Annotated in this window: 13 protein-coding genes; 2 read left to right on the top strand and 11 right to left on the bottom strand. The window is 61.5% G+C overall.

Features of this window, described 5'->3' with window-relative positions:
* Nucleotides 1-8: 8 nt before the first annotated feature.
* Nucleotides 9-524, top strand: a complete 516-nt coding sequence (gene rcdA, locus I2G20_RS14945; RefSeq protein WP_425502649.1) for a protease adaptor protein RcdA — start codon at nt 9-11, stop codon at nt 522-524.
* Between the two features lie 507 nt (nt 525-1031).
* Here the strand turns inward: rcdA and rpmE are convergent.
* Entirely contained in the window at nt 1032-1256 is a 225-nt protein-coding gene (gene rpmE, locus I2G20_RS14940) for a 50S ribosomal protein L31 (protein WP_196260543.1), read from the bottom strand.
* A 207-nt stretch (nt 1257-1463) separates the two neighbouring features.
* Here rpmE and I2G20_RS14935 point away from each other — a divergent pair, with 207 nt between their 5' ends.
* A complete protein-coding gene (locus I2G20_RS14935; protein WP_196260542.1) occupies nt 1464-3284 on the top strand; it encodes an ABC transporter transmembrane domain-containing protein in 1821 nt (606 codons plus the stop codon).
* 72 nt (nt 3285-3356) lie between these two features.
* Here I2G20_RS14935 and I2G20_RS14930 read toward each other — a convergent pair whose 3' ends face one another.
* The 10 genes from I2G20_RS14930 to tkt form a co-directional block, all read right to left on the bottom strand.
* On the bottom strand, nt 3357-4382 hold the full coding sequence (locus tag I2G20_RS14930) for a peptidoglycan -binding protein (protein ID WP_196260541.1): 1026 nt from the start codon (nt 4380-4382) through the stop codon (nt 3357-3359).
* A 5-nt stretch (nt 4383-4387) separates the two neighbouring features.
* On the bottom strand, nt 4388-5389 hold the full coding sequence (locus tag I2G20_RS14925; protein ID WP_196260540.1) for a flagellar motor protein MotA: 1002 nt from the start codon (nt 5387-5389) through the stop codon (nt 4388-4390).
* Nucleotides 5390-5497: 108 nt separating this feature from the next.
* On the bottom strand, nt 5498-6289 hold the full coding sequence (locus tag I2G20_RS14920) for an inositol monophosphatase family protein (RefSeq protein ID WP_196260539.1): 792 nt from the start codon (nt 6287-6289) through the stop codon (nt 5498-5500).
* Nucleotides 6290-6364: 75 nt separating this feature from the next.
* Entirely contained in the window at nt 6365-6928 is a 564-nt protein-coding gene (efp, locus tag I2G20_RS14915; RefSeq protein ID WP_196260538.1) for an elongation factor P, read from the bottom strand.
* Nucleotides 6929-7034: 106 nt separating this feature from the next.
* On the bottom strand, nt 7035-8060 hold the full coding sequence (locus I2G20_RS14910) for a tetratricopeptide repeat protein (RefSeq protein ID WP_196260537.1): 1026 nt from the start codon (nt 8058-8060) through the stop codon (nt 7035-7037).
* Nucleotides 8057-8629 carry a thiamine phosphate synthase gene (locus I2G20_RS14905; protein WP_196260536.1) on the bottom strand — a complete coding sequence of 191 codons (573 nt, stop codon included), beginning with the start codon at nt 8627-8629 and terminating at the stop codon, nt 8057-8059. The genes I2G20_RS14910 and I2G20_RS14905 overlap by 4 nt, the downstream gene beginning before the upstream one ends.
* 151 nt (nt 8630-8780) lie before the next feature.
* Entirely contained in the window at nt 8781-9803 is a 1023-nt protein-coding gene (locus I2G20_RS14900; protein WP_196260535.1) for a class I fructose-bisphosphate aldolase, read from the bottom strand.
* A gap of 128 nt (nt 9804-9931) precedes the next feature.
* Nucleotides 9932-11137 (bottom strand): phosphoglycerate kinase, encoded by a 1206-nt coding sequence (locus I2G20_RS14895; protein WP_196260534.1) that lies wholly within the window; start codon nt 11135-11137, stop codon nt 9932-9934.
* Nucleotides 11138-11260: 123 nt separating this feature from the next.
* Entirely contained in the window at nt 11261-12268 is a 1008-nt protein-coding gene (gene gap / locus I2G20_RS14890; protein ID WP_196260533.1) for a type I glyceraldehyde-3-phosphate dehydrogenase, read from the bottom strand.
* Nucleotides 12269-12330: 62 nt separating this feature from the next.
* Nucleotides 12331-14304: a transketolase gene (gene tkt / locus I2G20_RS14885; protein ID WP_196260532.1), complete on the bottom strand. Its 1974-nt coding sequence runs from the start codon at nt 14302-14304 to the stop codon at nt 12331-12333.
* Nucleotides 14305-14320: the final 16 nt, after the last annotated feature.

The raw sequence follows: 14320 nt of genomic DNA, 5'->3' as shown, positions 1-14320 counted from the left end.
ACCAAAGCGTGGACGATAACATTACCGGAAAGAAAGACGCGGTTGCCTTGACCCCGCGGCTCCTGGCCTCGGGTGGGTTCGATCTGCTCTATCGCGAGGGCATGAGTCTTATCGAGGAAGTGGCTGCCTATCTCGATGGCAATGGCCGCGCCGAGAGCCAGAATCTGAGCCGGGAGGCGTCCTTCGTTTATGCGACCGAAAGCATGCGCATGACGACGCGGCTGATGCAGATTGCCTCATGGCTATTGCTGCAACGGGCCGTCAACGAAGGGGAAATCAGTGCCGATCAGGCGCGGGCCGAGAAGTCCAAGGTCAAATTCTCGACGCTTCCTTCCGATCGCGGCGGTCCAGGGTGGGACGAATTGCCTGAGCGGATGCATGCCCTCATCGAAAAGGGAGATCGGCTTTTTACGCGTGTCGTCAAGTTCGACAGGATCGAGCGGGGTGAGGAAAAGCCCGATCCCAACGGCGGGAACGCGGTGGCGGCGCAGTTGGACAAGCTCAAGGCGGCGTTTGGCGGGTAGGCACGCTGGCGCTTGGGCCGATGCTTTTGGGCAGTTGATCGTTTACCCACCAGCACCCTACCAGATTTGCGGCATGAGCTAGCCAAAGCAAAAGTGGATGATGCGTGCCCAAGTAAAGATTGATAAACACGACAAACCCAATCGGCGCTAGAGATCCAAGCGCCGTTGCATACCAGCGGAATAGCAGCACCGGCTTTGCTGTTGGTACCGGCGTCCAGAAATGGGCGAAGGTAATTGCTGCGATGTTTATGGCGGCGTACGCGAGGTAGAATGGTGCTCCGGTTTGTGGACCGGCAATAAGAAGTGCGTGCGTTAGAGCCAGCGGTACCAGTACGAGAATCAGGGCTCGCCAAGGCGATTGGAATATTGCGGTTATCATAGGGCTCGGCAGTCGTGCTACTATGTCCTGACAACACTAAAATGCCAAACGATCCGAGTCACGGCCGCAGAAACGAAAAACCCGGCGCGATGGCCGGGTTTCTTGTCTTTTGAGGATGTCCGGGTTGCTTACGAACCCAGAATACCCTTGAACTTTTCCTTGAAGCGCGAGACGCGGCCGCCGCGGTCGACAAGGTGGCCAGAACCGCCGGTCCAGGCCGGGTGGGTCTTGGGGTCGATGTCGAGCTGCAGGGTGTCGCCTTCCTTGCCGTAGGTCGAGCGGGTCTTGTACTGGGTCCCGTCGGTCATCACCACGGTGATGAAGTGATAGTCGGGATGCAGGTCTTTCTTCATGGCTTCGGCCCTAAATCAAACGGGCGCTGCTCGCGCCCGGACGGTACTGTCAGTAAATGCGTTGGCGGCCTTTTACCCAAAGGTGGCGGCGAACGCAAGAGGCGCGAAACATCGTCGCAAACTGACCCCCAAGTGAGAACCCGGTTGCGGGTGGAGACGCGAGAGCCTAACTAGGGTCACCTTCTCAACCCGTGCTATATGGCCCCGATGACCGAGACTTCCGACAGCCAAACGGCCGCGACACCCCAGCCACCGCGTCTCAAGGCAGGGGAGAAGGCGCGTTCGCTCGCACCTCTTCAACGGTTGCTCCCGTTTCTGCTCCGCTATCCCGTGCGGCTGACATTGACGCTTCTGTTCCTGCTGATTGCTGCGATCACCTCGCTTTCGATCCCGTATCTGGCCGGCGGTTTTATCGACGAGGGGTTTGCGGCGGAAAATCTCGACGTCGTTTCCAGCTACGCCTGGGTCGTCATTATCATCGCTGCGATCATGGCCGTCGCCGCGTCGGCGCGGTTCTATTTCATTTCCGTTATCGGAGAGCGGGTGATCGCGGACCTGCGCCAACAGGTGTTCGACCATCTCCTGACGCTCGATGCGACATTCTTCGATGTCAATCGCGTGGGGGAGCTGACCTCACGGCTCAATGCCGACGTGGCAACGATCCGGCAGGCGGTGGGCTCGTCGGCATCGCTCGCCATCCGCTCGTTCATCCTGATGGTCGGCGCGGTCGTCATGATGTTCCTCACCAACTTCCAGCTTGCGCTGGGCGTAGTGATCGTCATCCCCATCATCGTGTTGCCGCTGGTTTTCATGGGCAAGCGGATGCGGCGGGTTTCTCGGGTCACCCAGGATTCTCTGGCCGACCTTTCGGCGATGATCACCGAAACCCTGGCCTCGGTGAAAACGGTCAAGTCCTTCGTTCAGGAAGACAAGCAGCAGCAGCTTTTCCGGGGTTTTGCCGAGGCAAGCTACCGGGCCGAGCTCAAGCGCCTGTTGACCCGCTCGGGGCTGATCGGCCTGGTGCTGTTCGTCTCGATGGTGGCCTTGGTGGGGCTCGTCTGGCTCGGTACGCGAGCCGTGTTCGCGGGGAGCGTCACGGTGGGCGAGCTGACCCAGTTCGGAATATATGCCGTGGTGGCGACAAGCGCGCTCACCAATATGAGCGATCTTTTCGGAACGCTTCAGCAGGTGGCGGGGGCGACCGAGCGGCTGATCGAACTGCTCGATACCAAGCCCGGCCTGCCCATTCGGCCCGATCCGGTCCCGCTGCCGGTGCCGGCCAAGGGAACCGTGGCGTTCGAAAACGTTGATTTCACCTATATCACGCGCGACGAAGCGCCAATTCTTTCTGGCCTGAGCTTTGCGGTGGGGCCAGGAGAGACCGTGGCGCTGGTAGGCGCGTCCGGCGCGGGCAAATCGACAGTTTTTGCCCTGCTGCAGCGCTTTTACGATGTTGCGGGCGGGCGGATCACGGTCGATGGCGTGGACGTGCGGGACGCCGAGCCGGGCGAGCTAAGGCGGCGGTTTGCCTCGGTCGATCAGGACCCGGTGATCTTTGCCGGCACGATCGCGGACAATATCCGCTTCGGAAAGCCGGAGGCGAGCATGGAGGACGTCATCGCGGCGGCCGATGCGGCGCTCGTGGGCGAGTTTGCATCGAGCCTGCCCGATGGTTTCGACACCATGGTGGGCGAGCGGGGCGTGATGCTTTCAGGTGGACAGAAGCAACGTGTGGCGATTGCGCGGGCCCTCTTGAAGGACGCGCCGATCCTGCTGCTCGATGAGGCAACCTCAGCGCTCGATGCGCAAAGCGAGCATCTGGTGCAAATGGCGCTCGAACGGCTGATGGAGGGCCGGACGACGCTGGTCATCGCGCATCGGCTGGCAACGATCCGTAACGCCGACCGCATTCTCGTGCTCGAAAAGGGCAAGCTGATCGACGAGGGTACGCACGACCAACTCGTCAAAAAGGACGGGCGCTACGCGGAACTGGCGAAGTTGCAGTTCCGGTTGGCGGCGGCAGGGTGAACAGGGGCGAACAGCGAACAGGGGTTGTAGTGGTGACGCTGCGTACCAGCTCTTCGCGCTCTTTGCCGTGTCTTATGCTTCCGTCAGCTTGAACTCGATCCTTCGGTTGCGCCGGTAGGCCTCGTCGGTATCGGCAGGATCGAGAGGGGCGAATTCGCCGAAGCCGGCGGCGAGGAGGCGGTTGGGGGAGACGCCCTGTTCGACCAGCAGCTTGGCGACCGCGATGGCGCGGGCGGCGGAGAGTTCCCAGTTGGAAGGGAATTGCGGGGTCGAGATCGGGCGGCGGTCGGTATGGCCGTCGATGCGCAATACCCAGGGTATATCGGCTGGAATCTGGTTTTCGAGTTCGAGGATGGCGGCGGCGAGCGATGCGATCTGCTGCCGGCCTTCGGCAGAAATCTGGGCTTGACCCGCGTCGAACAGCACTTCGGACTGGAAGACGAAACGATCCCCGACAACTTGTACGTCCGAGCGGCCTTCGAGAATCTGGCGCAGGCGACCGAAGAAATCGGAGCGGTAGCGCGAGAGATCCTGCACGCGCTGGGCAAGGGCGACATTGAGCCGCCTGCCAAGGTCGGCGATCTGGGTGCGGCTTTCCTGGTCGCGCAGTTCGGAGGCTTCGAGGGCCGCTTCCAGCGCGCCGATTTGTTGGCGGAGGGCAGCAAGTTGCTGGTTCAGGAGCGCGACCTGCGCCAATGCCTCGCGCGAAAGTTCGCGTTCCGAGGCGAGCTCGGAGGTGAGGGAGGATATCTGCGCGTCGGATTCATCGAGCCCGAAACCGATCCCGGCCAGCTGGCTTTCGAGCGCGTCGCGCTCGGATTCGGCGCCTGCCAGGGTGGCCGAGAGCGCCGATATGGTCAGTTCCAGATCATCGGCATTGGCGCGTTCGAGCTGGAGCAATTCGGTCAATTCGGCGATCTGCGCGTTGAGACGCTGGAGGGCCGTGTCGCGTCCGAGAATCTCCTGATTGAGGAAGAACTGGGCGATCATGAACAGCGAAAGCAGGAAGATGATGACGAGCAACAGGCTCGAAAGCGCATCCACATAGCCCGGCCAGAAGCTCGGCCGCTCGCGCGAGCGGCCCTTGACGAGTGCCATTGCTGTTATCCTTGTCCGCCGGAGCGATCACTATCCTCTAGAAGCGTATCTATCAATTTTGTGAGGCGTTTGTTGACCTCGGCCTGTTCCACGATATGGCTGCGCAGATCCTCCTGCTCGGCGCGGATATGTTTGACGAGTCCGTCGATCCCCTTGGCGAGTTCAGCCATGGCGCGGATGGCGTTCTGGGAGGAGTTCTGGGTCTGCATGGTGGCGCCCAGCCGCTCGAACATCTGCTGCATCTCGGAGCCGGAAACGCCGAAATTATTGGCCTGCATGGTGGTCATGGGATGGTCGAGCTCGGTCATCGAGCTCATCCAGTCCTCGAGATCGGTATAAAAGGCGTTCTGGGCCTGGCCGGTCTGGAGGTCGAGAAAGCCGAGCACCAGCGAGCCGGAAAGGCCGAACAGCGAGGAGGCAAAGGCAATCGACATGCCGGCGAGCGGGGCTTCAAGGCCTTCCTTCAGGTTGCCGAAAATGTTGCCGGTGTCCCCGGTCGAAACGTCCAGCCCCTGAATGACGCCGGAGACGGCGGCGACCGTCTGCAACAGGCCGTAAAAGGTACCCAGCAGGCCGAGGAAAACGAGAAGTCCGGTCAGGTATCGCGAGGTATCCTTAGCCTCGTCGAGCCTGATGCCCACGGAATCGAGGATCGAACGCATGGAGGCCGGCGTGATGACGGTTTCCCCCAGGCGGTCGCGCATGATGGCGGCCACGGGCGCCAGCAGGACAGGCGGCTTTTGTGCACCGGTGCTCGAACCATTCTGGAGCGAGTTGACCCAGTTGACCTCGGGAAAGAGACGTATGACCTGCCGGAAAGATAGCGCGATGCCGACCAGGAGGACGAATAGGATCAGTCCGTTGATAAAGGGCGAGGACCAGAAGGCTTCGAGCAGTTGAGGCAGGAGAATGATCGCGACCAGCGCCACAAGGACGAGGAAGATCACCATCTTGATGAGATATACCAGAGGGCTCGCGAGATGATAGGGATCGTACGCTTGCGTCATTCAGTCCAGCTCCGCAGGAGCATCCGCGCTCCCTCCATATTTCGAGGGCAGCTTATTCAGACCGTTGTGGCCTGACAATGACTTGGTTAACGGTTTTTACCGTTTGGACTATTTGACCGCCTGGATGGCCTTGAGCAGTTCGGGCTGGAGGTACTGATTGCCCGCGACGACCTCGCCCTTGGCGATGGCGTCATTGCCGCCTGAATAATCGGTGATGAAGCCGCCCGCCTCCCTGACCATCAGAGAGCCTGGGGCAACGTCCCAGGGCTGGAGCCCGGCTTCCCAGACACCGTCGAAGCGACCGGCGGCGAGCCAGGCGAGGTCAATCGAGATCGAGCCGGAGCGGCGGATACCTGCAGCCGAGGGCGTGATGTGGGCAAGCTGGCGCAATTGCAGCGCATCGATTGCATTGCCACGTGAATTGATGCCGGTGACGAGCAGGGCATCGGCCATGTGCTTGCGACTGCCAACACGCAGGCGGCGGTTGTTGAGCCAGACGCCGTTACCCTTTTCGGCAGTAAAGAGCTCGTCCATCACCGGGTTGTATATGACCGATCCGACGATTTCCCCACTGCGTTCGAGCGCGATGGCGACGGCAAAGATCGGCACGGCATGCAGGAAATTGGTGGTGCCGTCGATGGGATCGATGATCCAGCGGTGCAGCCCGTCGGTGCCCTTGATCTCTCCGCCCTCTTCCATGAGCAGCGAATAGGTGGGGCGGGCTTTCATGAGCTCGTCCATGACGATCTTTTCGGCGCGCTTGTCGGCGACCGAGACGAAATCGGCGGGCCCCTTGCGTGAAACTTGCAAGTTCTCGACTTCGCCGAAATCGCGGATGAGTCCCTTGCCCGCCTTGAGGGCGGCATTGACCATCACATTCATGAGCGCCGAACGGGCCATGGCGATAATGCCTCTTTCCTTGTCGCGCTTTCGAACCGCAAAAGTGGCCGCCCACTTCTGCTGAAAGCCCTCCGGTTAGTCCGCGCGGCGGACGTAGGTAACGTCTTCGGTAGACACGATGATCTTCTGGCCCGTCGAGATGAAAGGCGGGACCATGACCTTGACGCCGTTTTCGAGAATGGCGGGCTTGAAGGAGTTGGCGGCCGTCTGGCCCTTGACCACAGGCTCGGTCTCGGTGACTTCCAGCGTGACCTGCTGGGGCAGCTGAACGCCAAGCGGGGTGTCCTCGTGCATTTCGACCGTGACCATCATGCCGTCCTGGAGAAAGGCGGCGCGCTCGCCAACGAAATCGGTCTTGAGCTCGATCTGCTCATAGGTGTCGGTGTTCATGAACACCAGGGCGTCGCCTTGCGCGTAGAGATACTGGAAATCCCTCTGCTCGAGCGAAACGCGCTCGACGGTTTCGGCGGAGCGGAAGCGTTCGTTGAGCTTGGTGTTCCCAAGGATGGACTTGAGTTCGACCTGAGCATATGCGCCGCCCTTGCCGGGCTTGACGTGATCGACCTTGACCGCGACCCAGAGCTGGTCCTTGTGCATGACCACATTGCCGGGGCGAATTTCGTTGCCGTTGATCTTCATGGGCTGATTGCTTTTCGGTTGGCGCCGGCGAGAGGGTCCGCCGTATCGGGTAAAGGAGTATGGGGCTGGCTTTTGCCCCAGAATGGCGCGGCGTTCAAGTGCCGCGTCAGCCGTTGGTCCAATCGATCTCGGCGGGGAGCGGTTCACCGGGATCGAGAGCCTGCGCGGAAATGGTCGGCGCGGTGCCGGGCCAGAAGCGGGCGCGCTCCTCGCCGGCGCCGAGCTCTTCGCTCGAAGCCGACTGCAGAAGCCGATCGAGATTGGCGTCGGAAAGGCCTTGGCGTCGGGCCAGCGCACGGAACATGGCGGCGGTTTCCATGTCGACTTCGACGCCCTCGCCGGCGGCGAGCATCATGGCATAGCGAGTCTGAGCGACGGGATTGCCGGATTGGGCCGCGAGCCCGTAAAGGCGGGCAGCTTCCTGGCGGTTACGCTCGACGCCCTGACCGAGATAGACAAGGGTTGCGTATTCGATCTGGGCTTCGACGAGACCCTGGTTGGCCGCTTCGCGCATGAGAGCGACAGCGCGTTCGGTATCCGGGGCGATGCCAGCCCCTTCAAGAAGCATGATTGCGAAATCGTATTGGGCTTCGGCATAACCGGCTTCGGCGGCGGCGCCTATGAGTTCGGCCGCGAGGGTGAGACTGGGTTCGGCATAAACACCTTCGACATGGAGCAGGCCGAGATTGTATTTGGCGGCGACATGCCCGCCATCGGCGGCCTTCTTGAAGAGCGTCCCGGCGCGGCGGCGGTTGCGTTCGACACCGGTACCGGTGTGGTAAATCATGGCGAGCTGGAAACTGGCCTGAATATCGCCATTGGCATCGGCCTGTGCATACCAGCTTATGGCGCGCGGGATATCCTGGGGGACACCGAGGCCATTGGCATAGATTTCGCCGATCAAGGTTTGCGCTGTGGCATCCCCTTGCTGCGCGCGTGGCATCGCGAGCCGTAGGGCGGTAAGGTAGTAGCCGCGCTGGAAGGCGCCATAGGCCGGATCGACGCCCGGGGGTGGGGCAAGCAGCATCCGGGAGATGTCGAGGGCTTCGTCCATTTGCTGGTGCTGGGAGGCGGCAGGCGCGGAGGTCAGCGTGATCGAGAGCGCGCAGACGGCTGCAAGGAGCGCTCTCATGCGGGTACGCCCGCCATGGATACGAGTTTGGTCGGTTCGTCCCAGATAGCGCCACCAAAACCGACGAATTCTGTGCGGACGGTGGTTACCGCGGGATCGTCGGGACTTCCAGCAAGATAGACCGAAGGTACCTCGAAGGTTTCTGCCCACCAATCGGCCATTTCTGCGTCGCTCTCATCCCGATCTCCGAACAGCAGGTAATCGATATCGAGTTCGCCTCGGAGCATCGCTTCGTGGCGCGAACCGATATCGCCGGTTCCGACGATGAAATCGGGCTTGACCAGGGCGATGGCTTCGCGCAGGGCCTTGATGCCGGAGGTCATGTGAACACCATCGGCGCCGAGGTGTCTGACGAGGTCGGGGCGGTTTTCGAGCAGGACGGCAACGCCCTTTGCCTGGGCAAAAGGGGCGACGGCTTGGACGAAATCGGCGTATTCGGTCTCGGAGCGATCGCCGACCGGCAAAAGCAGGACAGACACGGGCGCGGCCGAAAGCGCGGCTTCTAGCTTTGTGGCCAAGCCGGCGCTATCGGCATTGTCCGGTGCGATAAGGAATAATTGCTCTGCCATTGATCTTGCCGTTGTTTCCGCCCCTTCTCGCGACGAACTATGACAAAAAAGGGACGCCGTTGGATACAGCGTCCCGCAGAGCATGGGAAGTCTGTTTGGAGATGCGGCGGGTTCGGCGCGTCTACGCCGGTCGCTAACCAATCCGGGGTGATCAAGCGGCGCGGTCGAGATCGGGGGCCCATTGGCCGAGCGAGGCCAGAGAGTTCATCTTCGCCCGATGGATGAAGGCATTGCGCGCGGAAGCGACATTTTCGGCCTTGCCACCCCATTTCGCGAGTGCCTCTGCCTGAAGCGCGCGGCCATAGGAAAAGGTCAGTCCCCAGGGCAGGTTCGGGATCTGGTGCATGGCGGAGAGATTGGCGCTGGCTTCTTCGGACGTCTGGCCACCCGAAAGGAAGGCGATGCCCGGCACGATAGCAGGCACGGTGGCCTTGAGGGTGCGCACTGTCCGTTCGGCCACCTCCTCGACACTGACCCTTGGGCCGTTAATGCCGGGGATAACCATGTTGGGCTTGAGGATAATGCCGTCAAGTTCAACACCGGCGAGGCGGAGTTGCTTGAATACCTCCGCGAGGGTCTCGGTGGTTACGTGCTCGCAGACATCGACCGAATGATTGCCCGGCTTGCCGTCCGCCAGAACCTCGGGTTCGACAATGGGGACGATGCCGGCTTCCTGGCAGAGCGCTGCATAGCGGGCGAGCGCCTGGGCATTGGCAACGATGGCGGCGCGGGAGGGCTTGTTCTCACCGATTGCGATGACGCCGCGCCATTTTGCGAAGGCTGCGCCGATCCTGGCGTATTCGGCAAGGCGCTCACGAAGGCCGTCGAGGCCCTCGGTCACGGTTTCGCCCTCATGGAAGGGGAGCGGCTTGGCGCCGGTATCGACCTTGATGCCGGCCAGGCAGTTGTTGGCGCGCAGCATTTCGACAAAGGGCGTGCCGTCGGAGGCGGATTGACGGATGGTTTCATCGAACAGGATGACACCCGAGATATATTCGCGCATCGCCTCGTCAGCGCCGAACAGCATTTCGCGGTAATCGCGGCGCGCGGTTTCGGTGGATTCGAGCCCGATGGTGTCGAACCGCTTCTTGATGGTGCCCGTGGATTCGTCGGCTGCGAGAATGCCCTTACCGGGCGCTACGAGTTGGCGGGCAATGTCGCTCAGACCAGACATGAATGCGTGGCTCCATAGATTGGTGGAAATCCGGAGCCTCGAAAATACCGCAGGAAGGGCGGGATGATCGATTAGACGTTCTGGTATTGAACGAAGGGATGATGCCAGGGCGGGGAACCATGGGCCGGTCAGCCCGCCGTCAGCGCATCCACACCTGGCAGGGGCTTGCCTTCCATCCATTCGAGGAAGGCGCCGCCGGCGGTGGAGACGTAGGTGAAATCATCCTTGACCCCGACCTGAGCGAGCGCCGCAACGGTATCGCCGCCGCCGGCAATCGAGGTCAAAAGCCCCTTGCGCGTGCGTTCCGCGGCGTATTTCGCCACCTCGACGGTTGCCGTGTCGAAGGGGGCGATCTCGAAGGCGCCGAGGGGGCCGTTCCAGACTATCGTTTTCGCCTCGTTGATCGCTGCCTTGATCTTTTCGATCGATTGCGGACCCGCATCGAGCACCATGCCGTCCTTGTCTATGGCATCGAGCCCATAGATGCGAGAGGGCGTGTTGGCTTCGAAATGCCAGGCCACGACGCCATCGATCGGCAGGATGATCGCGCATTTGGCATCTTCGGCGATGTCCATGATGCGGAGCGCGGTCTCCTTGAGGTCGCGCTCGCAGAGGGATTTACCGACGTCGTAGCCGAGCGCGTAGATAAAGGTGTTGGCCATCCCGCCGCCGATGACCAGGGCCTCGACCTTGGTGACGAGGTTTTCGAGCAGGTCGATCTTTGTCGACACCTTGGCTCCGCCAACGATGGCAATGACAGGTGTTTTGGGGTTGCCGAGACCAGCTTCGAGCGCCTTGAGTTCGGCTTCCATTGCTCGGCCTGCGCCGGATGGGAGCGCTCGGGCAAGGCCCTCGGTCGAGGCGTGGGCGCGGTGAGCCGCCGAGAAAGCGTCGTTGATATAGATATCGCCGAGTGCAGCCATGCGCGCGATCAGCTCGGGATCGTTCTTTTCCTCACCGGGATGAAAGCGGGTGTTCTCGACGAGAATGACGCTGCCCGGATCGGCAGCGGCGATGGCGGCCTTGACGCCTGCGGTATCGGTCCAATTGGTATCGGCGAAAATTACGGGCTTGCCGACGATTTCCTCCAGAGCGGGAACGACGACCTTGAGGCTCATCTCCGGCACGACCTTGCCCTTGGGGCGGTCGAAATGGGCCAGCAGGATCGGCAGTCCTCCCTTGTTCGCGATTTCCTGGATCGTCTTGGCAACGCGCTCGATTCGGGTCGTGTCGGTCACCTTGTGACCGTTGACCGGCACGTTGAGATCGACGCGCAGCAGCACGCGCTTGTTGGTGAGATCGAAGTCGTCAAGGGTCTTGAAGGCCGAGGTCATGTTGCACCCGTTCGGGATTATCGGTTGTGGTCCCCCTCGGGCACACAGTGGCGCAAGGCGGAACGATAGGCAAGAAAAAGGCGCTCCGTTTCCGGAGCGCCTGCAAATCGGGGCACAAGCCGATCAGAGCGTCTTTGCCATGGCGACGGCGGTATCGCTCATGCGGTTGGAGAAGCCCCATTCGTTGTCGTACCAGGAGAGGATGCGCACGAAGGTGCCGTCCATGACCTTGGTCTGGTCCATATGGAAGACCGAGGAATGCGGGTCGTGGTTGAAATCGGTCGAGACGAGCTTTTCGGTGGTGTAACCGAGAATGCCCTTGAGGTTGCCATCGGCAGCGGTCTTGATCGCGGCGTTGATCTCCTCGACGCTGGTGGTGCGCTTGGCGATGAACTTGAAATCGACGACCGAGACGTTGGGAGTCGGCACGCGGATGGAGGTTCCGTCGAGCTTGCCGTTGAGTTCGGGGAGCACGAGACCGACAGCCTTGGCGGCGCCAGTGGTCGTCGGGATCATCGAGAGCGCCGCGGCGCGAGCGCGGTAGAGATCCTTGTGCATGGTGTCGAGCGTGGGCTGGTCACCGGTATAGGAGTGGATCGTCGTCATGAAGCCCTTTTCGATGCCGACGGCTTCATGCAGCACGTAGGCGACGGGGGCCAGGCAGTTGGTCGTGCACGAGGCGTTGGAGATAACGACGTGATCGCTGGAGAGTTTGTCGTGATTGACGCCATAAACCACCGTCAGATCGGCGCCGTCAGCAGGCGCCGAGACGATCACCCGCTTTGCACCCGCTTCAAGGTGCGCCGAGGCTTTGTCCTTGGAGGTGAAGATGCCGGTGCATTCCATGACGATATCGACGCCCATCTCCCTGTGAGGGAGTTCGGCGGGGTTGCGCACAGCGGTGACCTTGATCGGGCCGCGGCCCACATCGATCGTGTCGCCATCGACCTTGACCGTGCCCGGAAACTTGCCGTGCACGCTGTCGTAGCGAATGAGATGCGCGTTGGTTTCGACCGGGCCCAGGTCATTGATCGCGACGATTTCGATATCGGTGCGGCCGGACTCGATGATGGCGCGCAGGACGTTGCGGCCGATGCGGCCAAAGCCATTGATCGCGACGCGGACGGTCATGGATGTGCTCCTTGGAAAGAAAATGCGGACGGGGAGGGCAGGGGCGCTTTCGCGTCCCGTCCTTACAACTGTGACTTGGCCGCTTCAATAACGGCTTTGGTCGTAATGCCGAAATGTTCGTAGAGATCGTTGATCTCGCCCGAGGCGCCGAAGCCGGTCATGCCAACGAAGCGACCGCTGTCGCCCAGGAACCTCGACCAGCCCATTTCCACCCCGGCCTCGACCGCGACGCGTGCCTTGGCGTTGCCGAATACCGATTTCTTGTAGTCGTCGGACTGACCGACGAACAATTCGAAGGACGGTACCGAAACGCAACGGGCGGAAATGCCGGTCTCGCTAAGCTCTTTTGCGGCAGCGAGGGCAAACTGGACCTCAGAGCCGGTGGCGAAGATGACGACATCGGCATCATCGGCCCCCCAAAGGGTGTAGGCCCCACGCAGCGACTTGTTCTCTGATGAATAGTCTTCGCGGACGGCAGGAAGGTTCTGGCGCGAAAGCGCGAGGATGGACGGGGTCCTTTCCATCTCGAGCGCGATTTCCCAGCACTCGGCAGCTTCCATCGCATCGGCGGGACGCATGACGAGAAGATTCGGGATGGCGCGCAGGGCGGCGAGATGCTCGACGGGCTGGTGGGTCGGGCCGTCTTCGCCAAGGCCGATGGAATCATGGGTCATGACGAAGCCCACGCGGATGCCCATCAAAGCGGCAAGGCGGATCGAAGGCCGGCAATAGTCCGTAAAGCACATGAAGGTGCCGCCATAGGGGTAAAGTCCCCCATGCAGCGCAATGCCATTCATGGCGGCGGCCATGCCGTGTTCGCGAATTCCGTAATGAAGGTAGCGGCCCGTGCGATTTTGGGCGGTGAAGGGCTGGGTCTGGCTGGTGTTGGTGTTGTTCGAACCGGTGAGATCGGCCGAGCCGCCGATCGTTTCGGGCACCACGCCATTGAGCACTTCGAGCGCCTTTTGCGAGGAGGCACGGGTTGCGAGCTTGGGTTTGTCCGCAGCGAGCGTCTTTTTGTACTCGGCCATGGCCGGCTTAAAGCCCTCGGGCAGCTTGCCTTCGGCACGGCGCGAGAACTCTGCCTTGTGGCTCGATGCGGCTAGGCGGGCTTCCCAATCCTGGCGAACAGCAGCGCCGCGCGAACCGGCGGCGCGCCAATCGGCTAGAATGTCGTCGGGGATGACAAAGGCGGGATGATCCCAACCGAGCTGCTTCCGCGCGAGCGCGATTTCATCCTCGCCGAGCGGAGAGCCGTGGGCCTTGTTGGTTCCTGCTTTGTTGGGGGAACCGAAACCGATGACCGTCTTGGCGGAAATCAGCGTGGGCTTGTCGGATTTCTGCGCTTTCAAAAGCGCCTGCTCAATCTCGTCGGGGTTGTGCCCGTCGATTTCCAGCGTGTTCCAACCCGAACCCGCGAAGCGCTGAAGCTGATCGGTGGAATCGGCGAGCGAGACCTTGCCGTCGATGGTGATGTCGTTGTTGTCCCAGATGACGATGAGCTTGTTCAGCTTCAAATGCCCGGCCAACGAAATCGCTTCCTGGGAGATGCCTTCCATCAGGCAGCCGTCACCGGCATAGACATAGGTAAAGTGGTCGACGAGATCGGCGCCGAATTCGGCTTGGAGCTTGGCTTCGGCGATGGCAAAGCCCACCGAATTGCCCAAGCCCTGGCCGAGCGGGCCCGTGGTGGTCTCGATACCGGCAGCGTGGCCATATTCGGGGTGACCGGCTGTCTTGAAGCCCAGCTGGCGGAAGTTCTTAATGTCGTCGAGCGACATGTCCTCATAACCGAGCAGCCAGAGCGCGGAGTAGAGCAGCATCGAGCCGTGGCCGGCGGAAAGGATGAAACGGTCGCGGTCAGGCCAGTTGGGCGCGGACGCGTCGAATTTCATGATCTTGCCGAAGAGAACCGTCGCGATGTCCGCGCCGCCCATCGGCAGGCCAGGATGGCCGGAGTTTGCCGCCTGCACCGCGTCCATGGAAAGGGCACGGATGGCGTTGGCCATGGCATCGTGTTTGGTTCTGTCGGTCATGGGTGCCCCGGTCTCA

Source organism: Pelagibacterium limicola, assembly GCF_015694405.1.
Lineage (GTDB): Bacteria > Pseudomonadota > Alphaproteobacteria > Rhizobiales > Devosiaceae > Pelagibacterium > Pelagibacterium limicola.
The sequence above is the reverse complement of the archived record's forward strand: the minus strand, read 5'-3'. Positions and strand labels throughout refer to the sequence as shown.